Below are 21773 nucleotides of genomic sequence, written 5' to 3'. Positions count from 1 at the left end.
GGTAGTAGCCTTTCTGCGCTAGTCGGTGAGTCCGTAGAACTCTTGAGAGGGGACGCGGTCGGTAAGGATCTCGAGCGCCCTATCCAAAGTAACACCGTTGTAGAGCGTTTGCTCCACGGCAAAGGTGAGCGGAATGTCTACGCCCAGCGAACGGGCGAGCTCGCTCACGCTGCGGGCGGCGACGGCGCCCTCGACCACCATATGCGTGCGCGCCTGGTACTCGTCGAGCGATACGCCGTGGGCAAACTCGTAGCCGAAGGTGCGGTTGCGCGAATGCTCGGAGGTGCAGGTGGCAATAAGGTCACCCATGCCGGCAAGACCCATGCAGGTCAAGGCCTGGCCGCCGCGGGCGTGCACCAGTCGGCTGATTTCTGCGAGGCCGCGCGTCATGATAAGGGCGAGCGTGTTGTCACCCGCGCCGGTACCGGCGGAGATGCCGCACACGATGGCGATGACGTTTTTCATGGCGCCGCAAACCTCGACGCCGGTCATGTCCTGCGATAGGTAGATGCGGAAGGCCGTGGATAGGAGCAGGTCCTTAAAGGTCTCCCCTACCTGCGAGCCTTTGCTGGCGATGACGGCGGCGGAAAGTCCGCCGCGGCATATCTCCTCGGCATGGTTGGGGCCCGAGAGCGCCGCCACACGCGCCTCGTTGCCGATCTCGCTGGCGATGACCTCGCTCATGAGCATGCCGGACTCGGGCTCAATGCCCTTGGTAAGGCACAGGACCGGCGTCCCGTCTGCGATGAACGGCGCCGCCTGGTGGCAGACGCCACGCAGGTGCGTCGAAGGCACGGCAAAGATGATCGCATCGGCACCGTCGAGCGCCTGGGCCAGGTCCGTCGTGGCGACAACGTTTTCCGGCAGCACGTAGTCCACCAGATAGCGCGGGTTGCGGTGCTCGCCGTTAATGCCGGCGGCCGTCTGCTCACTATGGGCCCACATGGTCACGCGCTCGGCTCGCGCGGCGGCAAGGCCGGCGACGGCGGTTCCCCAGGAGCCGGAGCCAATCAGCGCAACATTCATGACTCTCTCCTACTTATCGTCGGGCTCGGTGACGCGCTTGGTAAACGAGAGCTTGGATTCCTTGCCCGTCATGAGCTTTTTGATGTTTGCGCGATGGGCCCACACCACGGTGATGCCGATCATCGCCATGCAAAACTTGAGCCCCAGGCTGCTGTACGGAAAGACCGCGCAGGCGGCGATGGGAAGACCGATGGCCGCGGCAAGCGAGCCCACCGACACATACTTGGTGATGGCGACGGCCACGATAAACATGCCCAGCAGCGAAAGTCCGATGGGCCAGTACCAGGCGAGTATGACGCCCAGCCCCACGGCAATGCCCTTGCCGCCACGGAAGTTGAGGTAGGGCGAGAATATGTGGCCCCACACGGCAGCCAGGCAAATGACGCCGAGCATCCAGTCGCCGGCGGCACCGGGAGCCATGATGCTCACCGGGAAGCCATAGCCCACGCTCGCGATGAGCGGACGCGCGATAAGGACGCAGATGGCGCCCTTCAAGCAGTCGAGCAGCAGCGTGAGCGCCGCGACCTTGGGACCGGCTACGCGCAGGGCGTTGGTGGTGCCGATGTTGCCGGAGCCCGCCTTGCGAATATCCGTGTGGTTGAACACACGGCCCAGGATCAGGCCAAACGGAATCGCTCCGATAAAGAACGAGACCACGGCGCAGATGGCGGTCAGCAGAATCGGATTATGCATCCTTTTGCTCCTTCTTCCTAAAGAAGAGTCGAATGGGCGTGCCGGAAAAATCGAAGGTCGAGCGCATACGGTTCTCCACATAGCGCTGGTAGGTGTCGTTGACCAGGTCGCTGTGGTTGACGAAGAACGTAAACGTCGGCGGGTTGACGCCCGTCTGGGTCACGTAGTGCATGCGCAGGCGACGCTTGCCGTCCACCACGGTGTGGCCAAACTCGCGCAGGTCGGTGAGGAAGGTGTTGAGGCGCGAGGTGGTGATCTTTTGCGAGCGCGTCTTCTCGGCGGCGTCGACCATCGCCCAGATCTTCTCGACGCTACGGCCAGTCAGGGCCGAGATGCGCAGGTACTGGGCCCAGGGAGCCATGACGCCCAGACGGCGGTCGACGGTCTCCATGCAGGCCTCGCGCTTGCGGTCGTCGTCGAGCAGATCCCACTTGTTGAGCAGAACGACGATGGCGCAGCCGCGTTCGATGGCAAGACCCATGACCTTCTGGTCCTGCTCGGTAACGCCCACGGAGGCGTCGACGACGAGCAGTGCCACGTCGGCACGGTCGATGGCGCGCAGGCCGCGGACCATGGAGTAGTACTCGATGTTCTCGTACACGGTGCTCTTCTTGCGAATGCCCGCGGTGTCGACCATGCGGTAGTGCTTGCCGTTGCGCTCCACGACGGTGTCGATGGCGTCGCGCGTCGTGCCAGCAATGTTGGACACGATAGAGCGGTCGGCACCCAGGATGCGGTTGAACAACGAGGACTTACCGGCATTGGGGCGGCCGATGATGGCGACGTTCAGCGCGTCGGGGAACTCGTCGGCGACCTCGTCCTCCTCCTCGGGCAACAGGGCAACGATGTCGTCGAGCAGGTCGCCCGTGCCGTGGCCGTGCAGGGCCGATAGCGGCGTTGGCTCGCCGATGCCGAGCGAATAAAACTCCCAGATGCTGTCGTTTTCGCGATCGGGGTTGTCGAGCTTGTTCACCAGCAGAAAGACCGGCTTGTCGCAGCGCTTGAGCATGCGGGCGACCGACTCGTCCTCCTCGGTGACGCCGGTGCGGCCGTCGACCACAAATAGGATGACGGCGGCTTCCTCGGCGGCGGCGAGGGCCTGGTCGCGGATGGACGTGGCAAAGACGTCATCGCTCTTGAGCGGCTCGATGCCACCCGTGTCGACGATGGTGAACTCGCGGCCGTTCCAATCGGCCGTGTGGTAGGAGCGGTCGCGCGTTACGCCGCGGGACTCATGGACGATGGCGTCCGAGGTCTGGGCCAGGCGGTTAACGAGCGTGGACTTGCCCACGTTGGGGCGTCCGACGACGGCGACGATAGGTTTCATCTGCACTCCTTTAATGGGTTGGGTCAGCGGAATTAGTAGAGTCTGCGGGCACAATGCCAAGGATATGCTCCAGGGTATCGAGCAGCTCATGCGGCATGGTCGATACCACATGAACCTCGGCGCCGCGAGCTTCAAGGCTTGCGAGTAAATCGTCACGATGATACTCGTCAAGCGTCATGCCGTCAGCGTTGAACATGAGCTTAGGCACAAAGAGCATAACCCCCGAGAGGTCCTGCGGCAGCTGCTCCAGAATGTCGCAGGCGACGATGAGGCCGGTGACGTCCACGTTGCCGCCAAAGTAACGGTTTTCGATAGCCGTGACGGTGCCGGCAAGGCCCCGTGGCGACTCCACAAAGCGCGCCACGGTGTCGCGCGCGCTGGTGCCGGAGAGGCACAGGAGGCGCTGGCCACGGGCGGCGATTGCCTCGCGAACGCGGCGCAGACGCTCGGCATCGGCGGTGAGCACATCGTCAGTCTCGTCCAGATACGAGCGAATCATACCGATGCCGTCGTAATACTGCGGGTAGCCGTCGTAAAAATCGGCCTGGGGTGGCTCGATGCCGGCGTCCAGATAGAACTCGTCGCTCATCTGGAAGGTGTGGCGGCCAAAGCGCTTGTAGGCACGATCCTGGAAGGGACGGATCATGGCAATGGTCTCGCGCGCGAGCTCGGGCTTGTCGCTGTATGACCAGGTAAAGCGCCTCTGGTGCTTGGTAAAACCGAGCGGCACGATGCCCAGGCTCGTGATCTGCTCGTGTTCCTCGCAAAAGCGTAGGGTCTTTTGCAGCTCCTCGCCGTCGTTCATGCCGGGGCACAGCACAATCTGCGCATGAATCTCGATGCCGGCGGCCATGATGGTCTCGAGCACGTCCATGCCGCGCTGGGCGTTGCGGCCCATCATGCGGCGGCGGACGTCGGGGCTTACGGCATGGACCGACACGTTCATGGGACTCATGTTGCGGTCGATAACGTTTTGCACGTCCTCGTCGGAAAGGTTCGTGAGCGTGACAAAGTTGCCCTGCAAAAAGCTCAGGCGGTAGTCGTCATCGCGAATATACAGCGTGGAGCGGCCGCCCTTGGGCAGCATGGTCATAAAGCAGAACACGCAGGCGTTCACACAGGTACGCATGCCGTCAAAGATAGGGCCGTCGAACTCAAGGCCCCAGTCCTCGCCGGGAAAGCGATCGAGCTCGACGGGGGTGACGGTGCCGTCGCGCGGGTCGAGAACCTCTAGGTCGACGGTGTCCTCGTCGGCCTCCCAGAGCCACACGATCATGTCGGTCAGCTGCTCGCCGTTGACCGTGAGTACGCGCATGCCCGGCTCGATACCCACATCCCATGCGGGCGATTCGGGACGCACGTTCTTTACGAGCGCACCCTCACCCGGCTCGGGGTCGCGGCTGCGCCCGTAATCGGCCACCTCGGCGGCGTATGCGGGTACGGTCTGGTCCATGATTAGCGACAAAGCTCCTTGATGCGCGCAACGGTGCGTTCGATGTGTTCTTGCGGAGTTGAGGCTCCGGCGGTGATGCCGATGTGGCGCGCGTTGGCAAACCATGCGGCCTCGAGCTCGGAGGCTTCCTCGATGTGATGGGTATGCTCGCAGACATCGGCACAAATCTGTGCCAGGCGGCGCGTATTGCCCGAATTTTTGCCGCCCACGACGACCATGCAATCACAGCGGTTGGCAAGGGTTGCGGCCGCCTGCTGGCGCTCGCTCGTGGCAGCACAGATGGTGTTGATCACGCGTAGTTCCTGCACACGCGGAGTGATGGAGGCCACGACCTCGGCCAGGTTCTGCGCGGTTTGGGTGGTCTGCACAACCAGGCCCACCTTGCCCTTGAGCGGCAGCGCGTCCGCATCGGCGGCGCAACTCACGACCTGCGCGTCATCGCCGGCGTGGCCCAGGATGCCCTCGACCTCGGGGTGGCCCGGCTCGCCCACGACGATCACACGGTAGCCCTCGCGCACCAGGCGCTCGGCCGCCACATGGACCTTCTTGACGTAGGGGCAGGTGGCATCGACCACGGTAAGGCCGCGCTCGCGAGCAGCCTCGATGACCTGCGGCACCACGCCGTGCGCGCGAATGACCACGGTGCCCGATGCGGCGTCGTCCAAGGTGTCTGCCAGACCGACGCCTGCTTCGGCAAGCTCGCGCACCACGATAGGGTTATGGATGAGCGGACCCAGCGTGTGGACCTGAGCGCTCTCCCCTGCCTGCGGCGCGGCGGCCAGCGCCATGTCGAGTGCACGCTGCACGCCGTAGCAGGTGCCGGCATGCGCTGCGATCTCGATGGTGGGGAGGACCTCCTCAGCGGCGGTCGCGGCGGTATTCATGACGTTCTCGCCCATGGCTAGAACCTGCCGGGGTGCTCGGCGCACAGGTCGTCGCGCATGGCGTAGACGCGGCTCATGGCCTCGGACTCAAACCATGCCAGGCGCTCCTTGCGCTTGAGCTCGGCCGGTGCATCGGATAGCGAGATGGCCTTGCCTGCACGGATCCAGCACTTTTTGGGGCGCATGAGCTTTTTGCCCGCGGGCGTGATATCGGACCAGCCGCAGATGGCGAGCGGGTTGACGGGTGCCTTGCCCATCTGGGCAATGAGCGCAAAGCCGCCGTGGACCTCGGGCTTGATCTCGCGCGAGCGGATGCGCGTGCCCTCGGGGAAGATCAGGACGTCCTCGCCGCGCTGCAGTGCATGCTGGGCGGCGCGCAGGCACTTCATGTCGGCGGTGCCGCGCTCGACGGGAATGCCGCCCACGCGGCTAAAGGCCCAGCGCACGATCTTGCTCTTGGCAAACTCGGACTTAAAAATGGGGCGAATGCGGCGGCCGCCAAAGAATAGCGCCGTCTCTACAGCCAGGAGCTCGGCCATCGAGGTGTGGTTGCAGATGACCACGCTGCCGCGGCCTTCCTGGCGCTCAAACAGCAGGTCGCTGTCCTCTACCTTCCAGCGCCACATGAGCTTGGAGAAAGCCCAAAGGATGCCCATGACCACAAAGACGGTGCCACGGATGAGCACGGGGAACTCGGCATAAGGCGCGTTGTAGTAATCCTCGGGCGTCTGTTTAAACAGGCGCATGAGCTACCTCCTTTGGTTGATGAGGTCCTCGATTATCGAGACGACCTCGTCGATGGTATGTGCGGTGGAGTCGACATGCACGGCGTCCTCGGCGGGCACGAGCGGCGCGACCTCACGGCTGCTGTCGAGTTTGTCGCGCTGCTTGAGGGCGTCGAGGGTCTCGTCGACCTCGGCCTCGAGCTGCTCTTGGGTGAGCGGCTGGGTGTCGTTTTGGTGGCGCTGCAGCACGCGGCGACGGGCGCGCTCGCGCGGATCGGCGGTCAGGAACACCTTGACCTGCGCGTTGGGGAACACGACGGTGCCGATGTCGCGGCCCTCGGCCACGATGTCGCGGTCCTCGGCGGCGCGACGCTGATGGATGAGCATGGCCGCGCGTACGCCCGGGTAGGCCGAGACCTTGGAGACGTTGGCGTCCACCTGCGGGGTGCGAATGGCAGCCGAGGCGTCCGCGCCGTCGATGGTCAGGCGCGTGTCCTCGCCGGTGCCGTTAGTAAAGCGGATCTCGATCTGCTCGGCGAGGGAATCGATGGCTGCCTCGTCGTTCAGGTCGATGCCGCGGTCGAGCGCGGCGAAGGTGACGGCGCGATACATGGCGCCCGTGTCGAGCTTGTTAAAGCCCAGCTGGCGGGCGATCTCCTTGGCGATGGTGGACTTGCCGGAACCGGCGGGGCCGTCGATGGCGACGATCATGCAATGCTTCCTTTCGGTGGTTGACGTGCTGGTATGGGACGCGGGCGCTGCGGCTTGGCGGGCTGGCTAGCCCGTGTAGCGCTCGCGGTAGGTGTTGCGCTTGGGCGCGGAGCCGTGGCTGCCGTGGTGACGCGTGCGGGTCGCGGGGTTGGCCGCCGGCGCGGCGGCGCGCTTGGCGCCGGCCTGCTTGGGCGGGATGCCGCCGGCCTTGAGGATCTGTACCTCGCGGTCGGTGAGTTCGCGCCACGAGCCCTTGGCCACGTCTTTGAGCTCCAGGCCGGCAAAGTTACAGCGGTGCAGGCGGATCACCGGGTGGTGGATCTTGCTCAGCATACGCTTGACCTGGTTCTTGCGCCCCTCGCGGATGATGACCTCCACGGCGGTTGTGCCGGGCTTCACACCCTGCGGAGCCACGGCCTCGGCCTCGCGCGCGGTAATGACGCGGCAGATCGCCGGCTGGCACAGGCCATCGTCGAGCTCGATGCCGCGGCGCAGCGGTTCCAAGTCGCGATCGGTCAGGTGGCCGTCCACGAGCGCCTGGTAGGTCTTGTAGACGTGCTTGCTGGGGTGCAGCAGGTCCTGCGACAGGTCACCGTCGGTGGTAAAGAGTAAAAGGCCCGTGGTGTCGCGGTCCAGGCGGCCCACCGGGAAGAGCCCCGGAAAGCGGTCGCGCGGGACCAGGTCGGCCACGCAGGGGCGCTCCTGCGGATCGCTCATGGTGGTGAGATAGCCGGTCGGCTTGTAGAGCATCAGGTACACGGCGCCCTGGTTGAGCTTGACGGGCATGCCGTCAACCTCGATATGGTCGCGGTCCACATCGACCTTGGTGCCCAGTTCGGTCGCGACTTGGCCGTTGACAGTCACGCGGCCGGCGGTCATCAGGTCCTCCGAGCCGCGGCGGCTCGCAACACCCGCGCGCGCCAAAAAGCGCTGCAGGCGCATCGTGTGTGGGTAGACGGGCTGGGAGACGGACTCGTGCGTATCCGCGTTGGGCGCTGTGCCGCCGGCGGCGTGTGAGGTACGCGTCTCCCCTGCTTCGCTAGTCCTCGTCATGCGTATCCTCCGCAGCGTCGTCGGTGGCAAGTGTTTCCTCGCCACCGACTGCCTCGACATCCTCAACATCGGTATCCAGCAGCTCGCGCTCTTCGTCCAGGTCCTCGACCTGCTCCTCGAGCGTAGACTGAATGCTGCGGCCGCTCAGGCGCTCGCGGATAAATTGACGCGACTGCTCGTCGGGGGCAAACTGCTCCAGATCGGGCAGGTCGCGGGTGGAGCGCAGACCGAACTTCTCCAAAAAGGCGTTGGTCGTGCCGTAAATGATGGCCTGACCGCGCTGGGGGTCGCGGCCGAGCTCGCGCACCAGACCCTTGTCAACGAGCGACGCGATGACGCCGTCGGAGTTGACGCCGCGGATGCCCTTGACCACCTCGCGCGTGACGGGCTGATGGTAGGCGATGACGGCCAGAGTCTCGAGTGCCGCCTGCGACAGTTTTTGCGTATCCCAGCTCAGCACATAGGCCTCGACCACGTCATGGTAGGCGGGATGCGTAAACAGGCGCCAGCCGCCGGCGACCTCGCGCAGCTGAAAGCCGCGGTTGGCCTCCTCGTACTCAACTTTGAGCTCGGCCAAAAGCGACGCACACTCGCCCGGGGCGATATCCAGCGCATCTGCCAGCGCGGGCGCACTGACGGGATCGCTCGAAACCAGCAGGAGCGCCTCGAGGGCGCCCTTGAGGCTGTTTGCCTCTAGCGTGGAAAGGGTTGACATGGTAGCCGCTCCTATTCGGTGAGCTCGGGGCCCTCGCCGGGCACGTATGCCTCGGCGCCCTCGACGCGGTTGATGCGGATGGTTCCAAAGATCTCGTCCTGGCTCAGGGTGAGTGAGCCGCGCTTCGCGAGCTCCAGCATGGCCAGGAAGGTGACGACGAGTTGCTCGGTGGTGGCGTCGCCGTCCAGCAGCTCGCGGAAGGTGCAAGTTTGGTGCGCCATGGTAAAGCGGTCGACCGAGGCCACCGTCAGGTCGAGCGGCACGCGATGCGGCGCCACGTGCTCGGCCTCCAGCAGGAAGGTCTGGCGCTTGCCGTCAAGGTCGGCGCAGATGACGGCCAGGCCGCGCAGCGTGATACCGGCCAGGTAGTCGGGCATAAGGCCCAAAAACTCGGGGTCGGGACCGGCCACACGCGGATGCATGCGGCTTTCGGCCTGCATGCGCGCGCCAAGAGCCGCCGCCGCGCCCTTAAACTGCTTGTAGGCGATCAGGCGCTGGATCAGGACCTCGCGCAGGGCGTCGCCGTCGAGTGCGCTGAGCTCTTCGAGGTCTTCGTCAATCTCGTCATCGTCGTCGGCTTTGCGCGGGGCCTCCTGCGGCACCAGCGAGGCGGCCTTGATGTCCAAAAGGGTTGCCGCGACCAGTAAAAAGTCGCTCGCCACGTCCAGGTCCAGCGCCTCAATACGCTCGACCTCGGCCAGGTACTGCTCGGCCACCTCGCTGATAGAGATGGCGCCGATATCAACTTTTTGGCGGGTTACCAGCTGCAGCAGCAGGTCGAACGGTCCGCTGTAGACCTGCGTCGACACGCGATACGACATCTTCGACCTCCTTTGACGGCGCCTTCGCGGCGCGGTTTGGGTGCATGCTGCGACCGTTTTGCACGGCCGACCTGTAAGTTTACCCTAGATGCCGGCGATTGCGAAGTTGAGCAGCTGCTCCGCCAGCGGATACACGGTAACGTCGAAATACCGGCCGATTACATCGATGCCGGTCCACATGGGCAGCAGATACAGCACAATGATGAGTATGGGCATGGCGTATTGCTGCAGTTGGTAGTAGTTGGCGAGCGCCTTGCCTTTGAGAAACGGCACGATGATCGACGAGCCGTCAAGCGGCGGGATCGGGATGAGGTTAAAGAACGCAAGCGACAGGTTGACCACGATAAAGGTGGCGCCGAAGTTCATGATTTGGGACGCTACGGCAAAGGACATGCTGGTGTAGAGGTTGCCGTATGCTGCGTGCATGATGGCGGCCGCAAGGCACGCCAGTGCGATGTTCGATACGGGGCCGGCCGCGCTCACCAAGACCTCGTCGCGCTTGGGGTGCTTGAGGTTGTTGAGGTAGACCGGCACGGGCTTGGCGAAGGCGAACACCGGGCCGCCGGCGGCGAGCATGAGCAGCGGTAGGATGATGGTGCCAAACGGGTCAATATGGTTGAGCGGGTTGAGCGAGACGCGGCCGCGAGAACGGGCCGTCTTGTCGCCGAGCGCCCAGGCTGCGGCGGCGTGTGCGCTCTCGTGGATCACGATGCCCACGATGACGGCGACGGCGCTCGCGAGCAGGTTCATGAGGTAGCTACTGGACATGGCGCTCCCCTAGCGGACGCGGCGCGAGGCGCGCGTGAGCAGGTAGTCGGCCACAAACAGGATGACGGCCACGATGGCGTAATCCAGGCGGAACACGCCGCCGAAGGGCGATGTGATGACGCCATAGCCGGCGATGGCGGTCGGCAGCGCGCGCGAAAGCTCAACGACAAAGCCCACAATCTGCAGCTTGGCGGAGAGGCCGCTAAAGCACAGCAGCACAGTCATCGCGCTCATAAAGATGCCGCAGATGCGGCACGCGATGGCGATGATGCTCATCGCCACGGCAGCGGCCTTACGAGAGTTCACGCGCGGTCTCCTCTTCGATTTGGGTGGAAAGCTCGAGCCATTCGTCCTCGAGCTTGGGCAGCTCTTGCTTAAGCCCGTTATATTCCCCCAGCGCGGCATTGAACTTATCCTGATCGGCATAAAGCTCTTCGCTCGCCATCAATTCCATAAGCTCGTCATAGCGGGCTCGCTTTTTGTCGAGCTCGGCCTCGATCTTCTTGAGCTGGTTGCGCACGCCCTTGAGCTTTTTGTTGAGCGCGGCGCGGGCCTGGGCCTCGGCACGCTTTTGCTCCTTGGTCTTTTTGCCCTCGGCTGGCTTGGGGGCCGCAGCGGGGGTATCGGCCTGGGCGGCGCTGGCTTTGGTGGGCTTGGTCGTGGCCGGTGTGCTCTCCCCTGCCGCCTCGGCGGCGCGGGTCGCGAGGTCCTCGCGCTTGTAGAGGTAGTAGTCGTAGTCGCCGTCATAGACCGTGACCTTGCCATCGCGGATATCGATCACGCGGTTGGCCACGGCTCGCACCAGGTGCTCGTCGTGACTGATCAGAACAATGGTGCCGGGGAAGTTTTGCAGGGCGTTCTCGAGCATGTCCACCGAGTCGATGTCCAGATGGTTGGTGGGCTCGTCCAGGCACAGAAGTGCCTCGGGCGCCACGAGCATCTTAGCCAGGGCAAGACGCGCCTTTTCGCCGCCGGAAAGAACGCGAACCTGCTTTTCGATAGAATCGTTGTCACTAAACAGGAAGGCGCCCAGCAGGCTGCGCTGCTGCGGCACGGTCCACTTGGGCGTAACGGTGTCGATTTCTTGCAGGACGGTATTGGACTCGGTCATGCCCTCGAGCGCGTGCTGGGCGTAATAGGCCACGCCCACGTTGGTACCCAGGTCGCGCGCGCCGGTAGTGGGCGGCTCCAGGCCGGCGATGATCTTCATGAGGGTGGACTTGCCGGCGCCGTTAGGGCCGACGAGCGCCACATGCTCACCGCGGTATAGTTTGAGGTCGATATCGCTATAGATGTGCTTGTTGCCGTAGGACTTGGACACGCCCTCCAGACCCACGACCATGTCGCCCGAGCGCGGCGGGTCGGGGAACTTAAAGTCGATGTGCTTGTGGCCCTCGGGCAGGATGACGAGCTCCTTTTTGATCTGCTCGATCTTGCGGATGCGCTCCTGCGCCTGGGCGGCTTTGGTGGGCTTGTAGCGGAACTTGTCGACGAAAACCTGCATGTGGGCGATGTCGCGCTCCTGGGCGGCACGCTTGGCGCGCATCTGCTCCAGGTTGTCCTCGCGCTGCTTGAGGTAGCTGCTGTAGTTGCCGGTGTAGGTGGTCACGCGGCGGTTCTCGAGCGCGGCGACGTGGTCGACGCAGGCGTCCATAAAGGCGCGGTCGTGGCTGACGATGAGCACGGCGCCGTCGTAGTTGGCGATAAAGCCGCGCAACCACTGGACGCTTTCGAGGTCCAGGTGGTTGGTGGGCTCGTCCAGAAGTAGCAGGTCGGGATGGCGCAGGAAGAGCTTGGCCAGCGCGATGCGCATCTGCCAGCCGCCCGAGAACTCGGAACACGGGCGCTCAAAGTCGGTGACCTTAAAGCCCAGACCGGACAGGATCTTGCGGGCGTTGCTCTCGAGCTCGTAGCCGCCCAAGTGCTCAAAGCGGTCCTGGACCTGGCCGTACTCGTTAAGGAGCGCGTCGACGTCCTTGCCCTGCTCAGAGAGCTCGGTGATCTGGGCCTGCAGCTCGTTGGCGCGCTCGCCCATGCGGTGGATTTCCTTGGCGGCGGCCATGACCTCGGCGAGGATGGTCGTGTCCTTGTGCTCCAGGTTGGTTTCCTGCTCGAGGTAGCCCACCTGACAGTCCTTGGAGTACTGGACCTGGCCGGCGTCGGGGCTGTCGATACCCATGATGATTTTGAGCATGGTGGTTTTGCCGGCGCCGTTGGGTCCCACGAGCGCAAAGCGCTCGCCGGGGTTGATCTGAAAGGACGCGCCGCTAAAGAGGACGCGCGCGCCAAAGCTTTTTTCGATCTTGTCGACCAGGAGGATCATGGTGCCGCCTTTGACCTTGTGTGCCTATATGAAAAAAGGCCCCAACTTGCGTTGGAGCCTCATTCAATGCTCGGGTGGAGACGAGGGGGATCGAACCCCTGACCTCTTGACTGCCAGTCAAGCGCTCTCCCAGCTGAGCTACGCCCCCGTGCGAAGAAGTACTATACGGGAACTCGGACGGCGATGCAAGGACAATTTTAGAAAAACTTTCGCCGTCGCGGCGCGGGGGCGCGGACCCGCACAGGATCGAGGGTCCGCGATGCCTGGCCATGCCCGCGGGGCGCGCCCTAAGGCGTGCGGTGCTGCCGCAGCCCGCCTTTCCGGCTCCAGCCCGGTCGCCCCCGGGGACCTCCCGCCATGAACGCGACCCAAGGCGTTTGGAAGTGGGCAAACAAGCTACTTGCAAGAAAATGTTGCCATGAAAAAGAAACAGGCCAGACAAATTGCCTGACCTGTTGAAAAACCTGGTGGGCCCTCCGGGATTCGAACCCAGAACCCAGGGATTATGAGTCCCCTGCGCTAACCGTTGCGCCAAGAGCCCTTTATATTAGTGGTTGCAAAGGCAATGGCGAAGTTCCATTTAGCGTGTCGTTGCACCACGACGTGAAATACTACCATGCGCGCAATGGTCATTCAACGCACGATCTTTTCGATCGGAAGGATCATGGTCCTGCCTTTGACCTTGTGTGCCTATATGAAAAAAGGCCCCAACTTGCGTTGGAGCCTCATTCAATGCTCGGGTGGAGACGAGGGGGATCGAACCCCTGACCTCTTGACTGCCAGTCAAGCGCTCTCCCAGCTGAGCTACGCCCCCGTGCGAAGAAGTACTATACGGGAACTCCTCCAAGGGTGCAAGAACAATTTTGAAGAAACTTTTTTGATCACACTCTCTGTGTCAAAAAGAAAAAGGCCAGAGGCTTATCACCTCTGACCTGTGCTTTTGATGGTGGGCGATACAAGATTCGAACTTGTGACCCCATCCGTGTGAAGGATATGCTCTACCCCTGAGCCAATCGCCCGTCGCCTTTCGGCAAAAGAGATACTAACATAGCAACGCGAGGATTACCAAGAACTTTTTGGCTTCGATTTTAAAATCGTATGCCAGACCACTCCGACACAATCCGTGTTTACGGCATACTTGCAGCACAACGACCTGTTCCTACACTCGTCGTCAAAACCAGCAGCTAAACCAATTTTCATACGGCAAGACCTTCTCGTAATAGGTGTCGAAGATCTTGGGATGCTCGTACTCGTAAATCCCGCTGGACCACGCCACCATTTATTGAAATGATTAAACCTTTTTATAGACTTGCGCCGTAACGCCCGCCACGAACACAGTCAACCAATTGAGCCTATCTATAAGAAAAAAGCCTCCGGTTTTCGAAGGCTTTACATTCACGATGGTGGAGACGAGGGGGATCGAACCCCTGACCTCTTGACTGCCAGTCAAGCGCTCTCCCAGCTGAGCTACGCCCCCGTGACGAGGAGATACTATAGGGGAAGTTGGCGCGACGTGCAAGGACTTTTTTGGGTCAGACTCTAAATACCTATTGATATAGGTAAGCGATGGCCGTGCCGGTGTGAACTTGGATCGTGGCTGTTGACCTGACAACGTTGCTCATGCCGGTGTCGGCTAACAGGCCTAGAGGGCTGTGGTCTAGCTCCCACTCTAGGCCGTGTTCACTTACTACTGTCCCAGGGGCTATGGCGATGATGGAGAAGATTTTGCCCTCGGCGCCCTCAATGGTCCAGGTCTCGTCTTGGTGCAGGATTCTGGCCGTCACTTCGTCTTCTTCGATCCAGACGGGAGCGTCCGCATAGCCTGCCAGTAGCCCTAACACAGACAGGGCCATGTCGGGGCGGCCGCCGGTGGCGCAGGTCGCAACCACCTCGGCACCCGGCCAGCGACGGCGGACCGAATCGAGCGCCAGCGCCAGATCGGTATAGTCCTTGTAGGGGTCGTGGCGCTCTACCTCAAAGGCCTCGGCGGCATCGACCAACGCGCGACCGGTGTCGCTCACCGTGTCGGCATCTCCTACATACACGTCGCAACCCAGGCCAGCACCCAGCAGCGCGTCGAGCCCGCGGTCCACGGCGACAACGTGGTCGCACTCCCCCGCTAGTCGACGCAACAAATCCGCGCTCGCCACCACGGGCGAGCCGCAAACAACTAATACTTTGCAAGCCACAGCCCTCGCCTAGCCCTCAAACGAAAGCACGCGGGCCAGGTCCAGGTCCTCATAGCTATCGATAAAGATATCGCAGTTATCGCGAACCTTGTCGCGCTCCATACGGCCGTGCGGGTCATAGATGCCCACACGCTTAAAGCCTGCAGTGCCAGAGCTCTTAAGGCCAAAGACGGCGTCTTCAAACACCCACGCGCGCTCAAACTGGTGCCCGTGGCGTCCTTCCAGACGGCGCAGCGCCAGCTCGTACACATCGGGGAACTGCTTGGAGCGGCCCGCCTCGCCCGTCGTGGTAATAAACTCCATGTAGGCGTCGAGCCCCGCACCCGCGAGTGCGGACTGCACCAGCTCGGCCGGCGTGGACGTGGCCACGCACATAGCAATGCCGGCCAATTTCGCCTGCTCCAAAAATGCCAGGAGCCCCTCGCGCGGCGGCACCTTGGAGTAGCCATCGATCAGGATGTCACTCAGCTCGCGATACAGCTCCTCTCCATTTTCGCCAATGCCCCACGTGTCGTGGTAGGCCTGGCACTCGTCCTCGAGCGACAAATGCTCAAACTGGGCAAAATCGTCGATCTTTACATCAATGCCGTAACGCCGCAATAGTTCGGGCTGCGCATAGCCCCAAACGGGGGTGCTATTTACCAGTGTGCCGTCGCAATCAAAAATAAAAGCAACATTAGAGGCGGCTGTGTGGTTCATTCGCAAACCTTTCAATGTCAAATGGTAAACAACCTGCTAAAAACGTTTTACCAAACGTAAATCTAAGAATCTTGAAACCCTAATTGGTAAAACTGTCAAGAGTTTTACCATCGCAATTCTGTCAGTGGCATAAACATGGCGCTCACCGATTAAACGCCACCGTAAATCCACTTTCGTCCATAAAACTAACGGACAGGTGTTATTGTGGTTTTTGCCGAAAGTTCCACCGAGCACGCGAGGTGGGACGAATCATAGAGCTATCGCCGTCCCTTCGATTCGTGCAGCCTTGGACCTTTCGCATCTAGTCACCAAGGCAACACGCTGCCGCGTCATGATGGGATCAAACGTGAGCGATACAAAGCTAAAGCCAGCAACCAAAAAGCCCGCTACCCGTAAAGCCGCCCCGCACGCACCGGAGCTCACCAAGGACGATGTCTATCTGTTTGGCATTGGAATGTGGGAGCGCAGCTGGGAAAAGATGGGCGCGCATCCCGACACGCAGCAGCGCACGCGCGGCTGGCGTTTTTGCGTTTGGGCGCCCGACGTTAAGAGCGTCAACGTTATCGGTGAATTTAACAATTGGGACGAACAAGCCAACCCGCTGGTGCCCGTACACACGAGCGCTATCTGGGAAGGCTTTATTCCTGGCGCCGAGCAGGGCCAGCTCTATAAATACCTCATCGAGACCAACGAGGGCGAAAAGCTCTACAAGGCCGATCCGTACGCCTTTAAGGCCGAGTGCCCTCCGGGAACGGCGAGCGTGCTGTGGACTCTCGATGGCTACCAGTGGAACGACGCCGCGTGGCTCAAGCGCCGCGCCGGCCACAACCACATGTCGCAGCCGCTCAACATCTACGAGGTGCATATCGGCTCGTGGAAGCGCCACGGAGACGAGCCACAGGGCGAGCCGGACGAGTACGGCAACTACCCCGGTCCCATGGACCCCTTCCCTGCGCAGCGCGGCGAGTTTTACACCTACGACGACCTGTCGGTGGAGCTCGTGGACTACGTGCGCGATATGGGCTACACGCATATCGAGGTCATGCCGCTTATGGAGCACCCCTTCGATGGCTCCTGGGGCTACCAGACGACCGGCTACTTTGCCGCCACGTCGCGCTACGGCAACCCGCAGCAGCTCATGCACTTTATCGATGCGTGCCACGAGGCGGGCATCGGCGTGATCATGGACTGGGTGCCCGGCGGTTTTTGCGCCGACTCCCACGGCCTTGCCACCTTTAACGGCCACATGCTGTTTGAGCACGAGATTCACCCCAACTGGGGCACGCACAAGTTTGACTTCGCCCGCGGCGAGGTCCGCTCCTTCTTGGTCTCCAACGTGCTGTACTGGATCGAGAACTTCCATGTGGACGGCATTCGCATGGACGGCGTGTCCAGCATGCTGTACCTCAACTTTGGCATTGACGATCCTGGCCAAAAGAAGTTCAACAAGTACGGTACCGAGGAGGACCTGGACGCCAGCGCGTTTATCCGTCAGGTCAACTGCGCTGTAGAGGCGCACTACCCCGACGTGATGATGATGGCCGAGGAGTCCACCGCGTGGCCGCTTGTGACCTATCCGCCGCAGGACGGCGGCCTGGGCTTCCACTACAAGTGGGACATGGGCTGGATGAACGACACCCTGCACTACATGCAGACCGATTTTCCGTGGCGCCCCGGCAACCATGGCTTGCTCACGTTCTCCATCATGTACGCCTTTACCGAGAACTTTATCTGCCCGCTCAGCCATGACGAGGTCGTACACGGCAAGTGCTCGCTCATCGGCCGCATGCCGGGTGACTGGTGGCGCCAGTTTGCCGGCCTGCGCACGCTCGCCTTCTACCAGATGACGCACCCCGGTGCCAAGCTCAACTTTATGGGCAACGAGATCGGCCAGTTTATCGAGTGGCGCTACTACGAATCTATTCAGTGGTTCTTGACCGAGCAGTATGAGACCCATGCACACCATCAGGCGTTCATTAAGGCGCTCAACCACCTGTATACCGCCGAGCCTGCCCTGTACGAGCGCGGCTACAATGACGACGGCTTTACCTGGATCGACGCGGACAACTCCAAGCAGTCCATCGTGAGCTTTGTGCGTCAGGGCGAGAACGTCGATGACGACCTCGTGATCCTGATCAACTTTGACCCGGCGGCCTACGAGAGCTTCCGTGTGGGCGTGCCGCGTGAGGGCGACTGGGAGGTCATCTTTGACTCCGACCGTCCCGAGTTTGGCGGCAGCGGCTATGCTGGCGAGGAGCCCTACACCTGCTCGAGCGAGCCCTATCCCTGGAACGGGCAGATGGACTCCATCGAGATTAAGGTGCCCAGCCTGGCAGGCGTGGTGCTTAAGCGTCGCGGCCCCAGCAGCTATAAGCCGCCCGTGGTCGAGGAGCCCAAGAAGGCGACCCGCAAGCGTGCGTCCTCGGTGAAGCCCAAGACCGCGGCCGCCAAGAAGGCTCCGGCCAAGGCGAAGGCTACGACGACCAAGGCTAAGGCTAAGGCCGCCCCAAAGCCCGCTGCCAAGGCTACTGCGACCAAGAAGTCTGCTGCCAAAAAGGCCGCTACCAAAGCCAAGTCTACTTCTGTTAAGTCGTCACCTAAGGATGCGTAACAAAGCCGTTACAGCTGTAATTACCCGCCCCAGCGGGGCGTAGGATACAAGTCACAACCGTTCCGGGAGAAACATCCCCGGGGGAAAGGAACGTATGAATAAGATCTTCGACAACAAGCAGGAGTTTACCGAGCTCTATCGCGATGCCGTCATGAGCATTAGCGGCAAGAGCGTCGAGGCCGCCAGCGACCTGGATCGCTTTAACGCCCTGGCCAAGCTCGTGGCCGAGAAGGCGCGCACCGTTGCCACCAAGAGCGACGCCCGTGCGGCAGCCGAGGGCAAGAAGCGCGTGTACTACTTCTCGATCGAGTTTTTGATTGGCCGCCTGCTCGACAACTACCTGCTCAACTTTGGCGTGCGCGACATGGTCGCCGAGGCGCTCGACGATATGGGCCTTGACCTGTCCGTCATCGAGAGCCAGGAGCCCGATCCGGCACTGGGCAACGGTGGCCTGGGTCGTCTGGCCGCATGCTTCCTGGATTCCATGGCAGCCGAGGGCATTGCCGGCTACGGCAACGGCATGCGCTACCGCTACGGCCTGTTTAAACAGGAGATCATCAACGGCAGCCAGGTCGAAACCACCGACGAGTGGCTCACCAACGGCTATCCCTGGGAGGTCCGTCGTCAGGACAAGGCCGTGACCATTAAGTTTGGTGGCCGCGTCGAGGGCTTTGAGGAGAACGGCCGCACGTTCTATCGAACCGTGGACACGCAGGACATCCTGGCCGTCCCTTACGACATCCCCGTGGTGGGCTATGCCGGCGAGACCGTCAACAAGCTGCGCGTCTGGGCCGCTGAGCCGGTCGAGGAGCACTTTGATTTGGAGGCCTTCAACCGCGGCGACTACGCCCTGGCCGACGCCGAGCGCGCCGAGGCCGAGGCCATCAGTGCCATCCTCTACCCCAACGACGCCGGTGAGCACGGCCGTCTGCTGCGACTGAAGCAGGAATACCTGTTTGTCTCGGCCGGTATCTATAGCCTGCTCGACACCTTTGAGAAGGAACACGGCGCGAACTGGGAGCTGCTGCCGCAGTTTGTGGCCATCCACACCAACGATACGCACCCCGCCATGTGCGGCCCCGAACTCATGCGCATCCTCATCGACGAGAAGAAGCTCGAGTGGGATGACGCCTGGAACATCGTGACGCAGGTCGTGAGCTACACCAACCACACCATCCTGCCCGAGGCCCTAGAGAAGTGGCCCATCGGCACGTTCTCCAAGCTCCTCCCCCGTGTGTACCAGATCATCGACGAAATCAGCCGTCGTTGGCATGAGTCGTTCGATACTACGCAGGAGGGCTGGCAGGAGCGTCTGCGCCAGACCGCCATCCTATGGGACGGCGAGGTTCGCATGGCCAACCTGTCCGTGATCTGCAGCCACAGCGTCAACGGCGTGGCCAAGATTCACTCCGATATCATCAAGAACAATGTGCTCAAGGACTTCTATGCCTTAACGCCCGAGAAGTTCAACAACAAGACCAACGGCATCTCGCACCGTCGCTTCTTTGCCGAGGCCAACCCCACCTACGCCAAGCTCGTGACCGAGGCCATTGGCGACGGCTGGCTCAAGGACGCCTTTGAGCTGGAGAAACTTAAAGGTTTTCAGAACGACACCGAGTTCCTGAAGGCCGTGGGTGCCTCAAAGCGCGCCAATAAGGAGCGCCTTGCCGCCTACGTTAAGGCAGAGACCGGTCTGGTTATAGACCCCAACACCGTCTTCGATGTTCAGGTAAAGCGTTTTCATGCCTACAAGCGCCAGCTCATGAACATCATGAAGGTGATGGACATCTACAACCGTCGCATCGCCAATCCCAACTTCCACGTGACACCGACGACCTTTATCTTTAGCGGCAAGGCTGCCTCGAGCTACACCTTTGCCAAGGAGACCATCCGCCTGATCAACTCGGTGGCCGAGGTCATCAACAACGACCCGCGCGTCAACGAAGTCATGAAGGTCTGCTTTATCCCCAACTTCCGCGTGAGCAACGCCCAGCTCATCTACCCCGCCGCCGAGATCTCGGAGCAGATCTCCACAGCTGGCAAGGAGGCCTCGGGCACGTCCAACATGAAGCTCATGATGAACGGCGCCATTACGCTGGGCACCCTCGACGGCGCCAACATCGAAATCGCCGATTTGGCCGGCCGCGAGAACGAGGCGATCTTTGGCCTGACCGCTCCCGAGGTCGAGCAGCTCTGGGCATCGAACAGCTACTTTGCGTGGGATACGCTCAACAATGATCGCGAACGTCTGGGCCGCGTGATGGAAGAGCTCAAGGACAACACGTTTGCCGGCCTTTCGGGCAACTTTGAGAGCATCTACAACGAGCTTATGAACAACAACGACCCCGACCTGGTTATGGCAGACTTCCGCAGCTACGTGGATGCATGGGAGAAGCTCACGGGCAGCTATGGCGACCAGGAGACCTGGAACCGCAAGGCGCTGCTCAACACCGCCTCGAGCGGCTGGTTCTCGAGCGACCGCACCATTCGCGAGTACCGCGACGAGATCTGGCACGCGTAAAGGCCGCGAGTTCCCTTTGCCGCACGGCATTACTCGACGGGCGCGACCGAGCGCCGCGCCCGTCGCTAATGGGTTTAGGAACATCGATGACAGAAGGAGAAATCGATGAGTAAGAAAGAATGCATCGCGATGCTCCTCGCAGGAGGACAGGGAAGCCGATTAGGGGCACTCACCCAAAAGATCGCTAAGCCGGCGGTTAGCTTTGGTGGCAAGTTCCGCATTATCGACTTTTCGCTGTCCAACTGCTCCAATTCGGGCATCGACACGGTGGGCGTTCTGACGCAGTATCGTCCCTATCTGCTGCATGCCTACGTGGGCTCTGGCGAGGCGTGGGATCTGGACAGCCGCGACGGTGGCGTGTCGATCCTGCCGCCGTACGAGACGCAAACCGGTGGCGCATGGTATGCGGGCACGGCCGACGCCATCACGCAGAACCTCGACTACATCAAGTCCAACGACCCCAAGTACGTCCTGATTCTTTCGGGCGATCATCTGTATCGCATGGACTACCGCAAGATGCTCAAGACGCACATTGAGAACAACGCCGACCTCACGGTGAGCGTTATGCCCGTGCCGTGGGAGGAGGCCAGCCGCTTTGGCATCCTGACCACCGACCCCGAGGACGGCCGCATCACCAAGTTTACGGAGAAGCCCGAGAAGCCCGATTCGAACCTCGCGTCTATGGGCATCTACATCTTCTCGGCCGACGTGCTGGTCAAGGCGCTCGAGGAGGACGCTCTGGACCAGCGCTCGAGCCACGACTTTGGCAAGGACATCATCCCCAAGCTGCTCGGCGAGGACAAGCGCCTGTACAGCTACGAGTTCCACGGCTTTTGGAAGGATGTCGGCACCATCGCCAGCTTCCACGAGACCTCGATGGACCTGCTGGGCAACAACCCCGAGTTCGATCTGTTTGACAAGAGCTTCCCCATCATGTCCAACATCACCACGCGTCCGCCGCACTACATTGGCCCGGACGGTCGCCTGGACGACTGCCTGGTCTCCAATGGCTGCAAGATCTACGGCACCGCTCGCCACTCGATCCTTTCGACCGATGTCGTCATCGAGGAGCGCGCCGTGGTCGAAGACTCCGTGCTGCTGCCGGGTGCGCACGTTAAGAGCGGCGCGCACATTTGCCGCGCTATTTTGGGCGAGAACTCCACGGTCGAAGAGGGCGTGAAGCTCGGCTCTGTCGATACCACCAAGGATACGGCCGTCGTTGGAAATGACGTCGTTGTCGGGAAGGGGGAATGA

The 21773-nt window shown here is 61.8% G+C and carries 18 protein-coding genes and 5 tRNA genes; 3 read left to right on the top strand and 20 right to left on the bottom strand.

Going from position 1 to position 21773, the window contains the following annotated elements; all coding sequences use genetic code 11:
- Nucleotides 1-18: 18 nt before the first annotated feature.
- The 20 genes from ACTQW0_RS02895 to ACTQW0_RS02800 form a co-directional block, all read right to left on the bottom strand.
- A complete protein-coding gene (locus ACTQW0_RS02895; protein WP_441566834.1) occupies nucleotides 19-1026 on the bottom strand; it encodes an NAD(P)H-dependent glycerol-3-phosphate dehydrogenase in 1008 nt (335 codons plus the stop codon).
- Nucleotides 1027-1035: 9 nt separating this feature from the next.
- Complete coding sequence (gene plsY / locus ACTQW0_RS02890; protein WP_427748049.1) at nucleotides 1036-1719, bottom strand: glycerol-3-phosphate 1-O-acyltransferase PlsY; 684 nt, start codon at nucleotides 1717-1719, stop codon at nucleotides 1036-1038.
- On the bottom strand, nucleotides 1712-3046 hold the full coding sequence (gene der, locus ACTQW0_RS02885; RefSeq protein WP_427748050.1) for a ribosome biogenesis GTPase Der: 1335 nt from the start codon (nucleotides 3044-3046) through the stop codon (nucleotides 1712-1714). Before der ends, plsY begins: the two co-directional genes overlap by 8 nt.
- 10 nt (nucleotides 3047-3056) lie before the next feature.
- Nucleotides 3057-4499 (bottom strand): DUF512 domain-containing protein, encoded by a 1443-nt coding sequence (locus ACTQW0_RS02880; RefSeq protein ID WP_441030928.1) that lies wholly within the window; start codon nucleotides 4497-4499, stop codon nucleotides 3057-3059.
- Between the two features lie 2 nt (nucleotides 4500-4501).
- Entirely contained in the window at nucleotides 4502-5398 is an 897-nt protein-coding gene (locus tag ACTQW0_RS02875) for a 4-hydroxy-3-methylbut-2-enyl diphosphate reductase (RefSeq protein WP_441566832.1), read from the bottom strand.
- 2 nt (nucleotides 5399-5400) lie between these two features.
- Complete coding sequence (locus tag ACTQW0_RS02870) at nucleotides 5401-6129, bottom strand: lysophospholipid acyltransferase family protein (RefSeq protein WP_441566830.1); 729 nt, start codon at nucleotides 6127-6129, stop codon at nucleotides 5401-5403.
- A 3-nt stretch (nucleotides 6130-6132) separates the two neighbouring features.
- Complete coding sequence (gene cmk / locus ACTQW0_RS02865) at nucleotides 6133-6819, bottom strand: (d)CMP kinase (protein WP_441566829.1); 687 nt, start codon at nucleotides 6817-6819, stop codon at nucleotides 6133-6135.
- 66 nt (nucleotides 6820-6885) lie between these two features.
- Nucleotides 6886-7872 carry a pseudouridine synthase gene (locus ACTQW0_RS02860; RefSeq protein ID WP_441566827.1) on the bottom strand — a complete coding sequence of 329 codons (987 nt, stop codon included), beginning with the start codon at nucleotides 7870-7872 and terminating at the stop codon, nucleotides 6886-6888.
- Nucleotides 7859-8587, bottom strand: a complete 729-nt coding sequence (gene scpB, locus ACTQW0_RS02855) for an SMC-Scp complex subunit ScpB (protein WP_427748055.1) — start codon at nucleotides 8585-8587, stop codon at nucleotides 7859-7861. Before scpB ends, ACTQW0_RS02860 begins: the two co-directional genes overlap by 14 nt.
- An 11-nt stretch (nucleotides 8588-8598) precedes the next feature.
- Entirely contained in the window at nucleotides 8599-9408 is an 810-nt protein-coding gene (locus tag ACTQW0_RS02850; protein WP_427748056.1) for a segregation and condensation protein A, read from the bottom strand.
- Between the two features lie 84 nt (nucleotides 9409-9492).
- Nucleotides 9493-10176 carry a site-2 protease family protein gene (locus ACTQW0_RS02845; RefSeq protein ID WP_441566825.1) on the bottom strand — a complete coding sequence of 228 codons (684 nt, stop codon included), beginning with the start codon at nucleotides 10174-10176 and terminating at the stop codon, nucleotides 9493-9495.
- Nucleotides 10177-10185: 9 nt separating this feature from the next.
- Nucleotides 10186-10482 (bottom strand): hypothetical protein, encoded by a 297-nt coding sequence (locus tag ACTQW0_RS02840; RefSeq protein WP_441554308.1) that lies wholly within the window; start codon nucleotides 10480-10482, stop codon nucleotides 10186-10188.
- On the bottom strand, nucleotides 10469-12499 hold the full coding sequence (locus ACTQW0_RS02835) for an ABC-F family ATP-binding cassette domain-containing protein (RefSeq protein WP_441566823.1): 2031 nt from the start codon (nucleotides 12497-12499) through the stop codon (nucleotides 10469-10471). The genes ACTQW0_RS02840 and ACTQW0_RS02835 overlap by 14 nt, the downstream gene beginning before the upstream one ends.
- A 75-nt stretch (nucleotides 12500-12574) precedes the next feature.
- Nucleotides 12575-12647, bottom strand: a tRNA-Ala gene (locus ACTQW0_RS02830).
- 317 nt (nucleotides 12648-12964) lie between these two features.
- A tRNA-Ile gene (locus tag ACTQW0_RS02825) sits at nucleotides 12965-13040 on the bottom strand.
- Nucleotides 13041-13240: 200 nt separating this feature from the next.
- Nucleotides 13241-13313: transfer RNA gene (locus ACTQW0_RS02820), tRNA-Ala, on the bottom strand.
- 130 nt (nucleotides 13314-13443) lie between these two features.
- Nucleotides 13444-13518, bottom strand: a tRNA-Val gene (locus tag ACTQW0_RS02815).
- A gap of 382 nt (nucleotides 13519-13900) precedes the next feature.
- Nucleotides 13901-13976, bottom strand: a tRNA-Ala gene (locus ACTQW0_RS02810).
- Nucleotides 13977-14046: 70 nt separating this feature from the next.
- Nucleotides 14047-14688, bottom strand: coding sequence for a thiamine diphosphokinase (locus ACTQW0_RS02805; protein WP_441566821.1), 642 nt, complete (start codon nucleotides 14686-14688; stop codon nucleotides 14047-14049).
- 9 nt (nucleotides 14689-14697) lie between these two features.
- Nucleotides 14698-15387, bottom strand: a complete 690-nt coding sequence (locus ACTQW0_RS02800) for an HAD family hydrolase (RefSeq protein WP_441566819.1) — start codon at nucleotides 15385-15387, stop codon at nucleotides 14698-14700.
- A 331-nt stretch (nucleotides 15388-15718) separates the two neighbouring features.
- On the opposite strand from ACTQW0_RS02800, the gene glgB reads away from it, so the two are divergent.
- The 3 genes from glgB to ACTQW0_RS02785 all read left to right on the top strand — a co-directional run bounded on the left by glgB (nucleotide 15719) and on the right by ACTQW0_RS02785 (nucleotide 21773).
- Entirely contained in the window at nucleotides 15719-17998 is a 2280-nt protein-coding gene (gene glgB, locus ACTQW0_RS02795; RefSeq protein ID WP_441566907.1) for a 1,4-alpha-glucan branching protein GlgB, read from the top strand.
- Nucleotides 17999-18092: 94 nt separating this feature from the next.
- Entirely contained in the window at nucleotides 18093-20519 is a 2427-nt protein-coding gene (locus tag ACTQW0_RS02790) for a glycogen/starch/alpha-glucan phosphorylase (protein ID WP_441566817.1), read from the top strand.
- A gap of 105 nt (nucleotides 20520-20624) precedes the next feature.
- Nucleotides 20625-21773, top strand: coding sequence for a glucose-1-phosphate adenylyltransferase (locus tag ACTQW0_RS02785; protein WP_441566815.1), 1149 nt, complete (start codon nucleotides 20625-20627; stop codon nucleotides 21771-21773).

The sequence above is a fragment of the Collinsella sp. LCP19S3_B7 genome (genome assembly GCF_052121795.1).
GTDB lineage: Bacteria > Actinomycetota > Coriobacteriia > Coriobacteriales > Coriobacteriaceae > Collinsella.
Note: the sequence above shows the minus strand (reverse complement) of the source record. Positions and strands in the feature narration are given on the sequence as shown.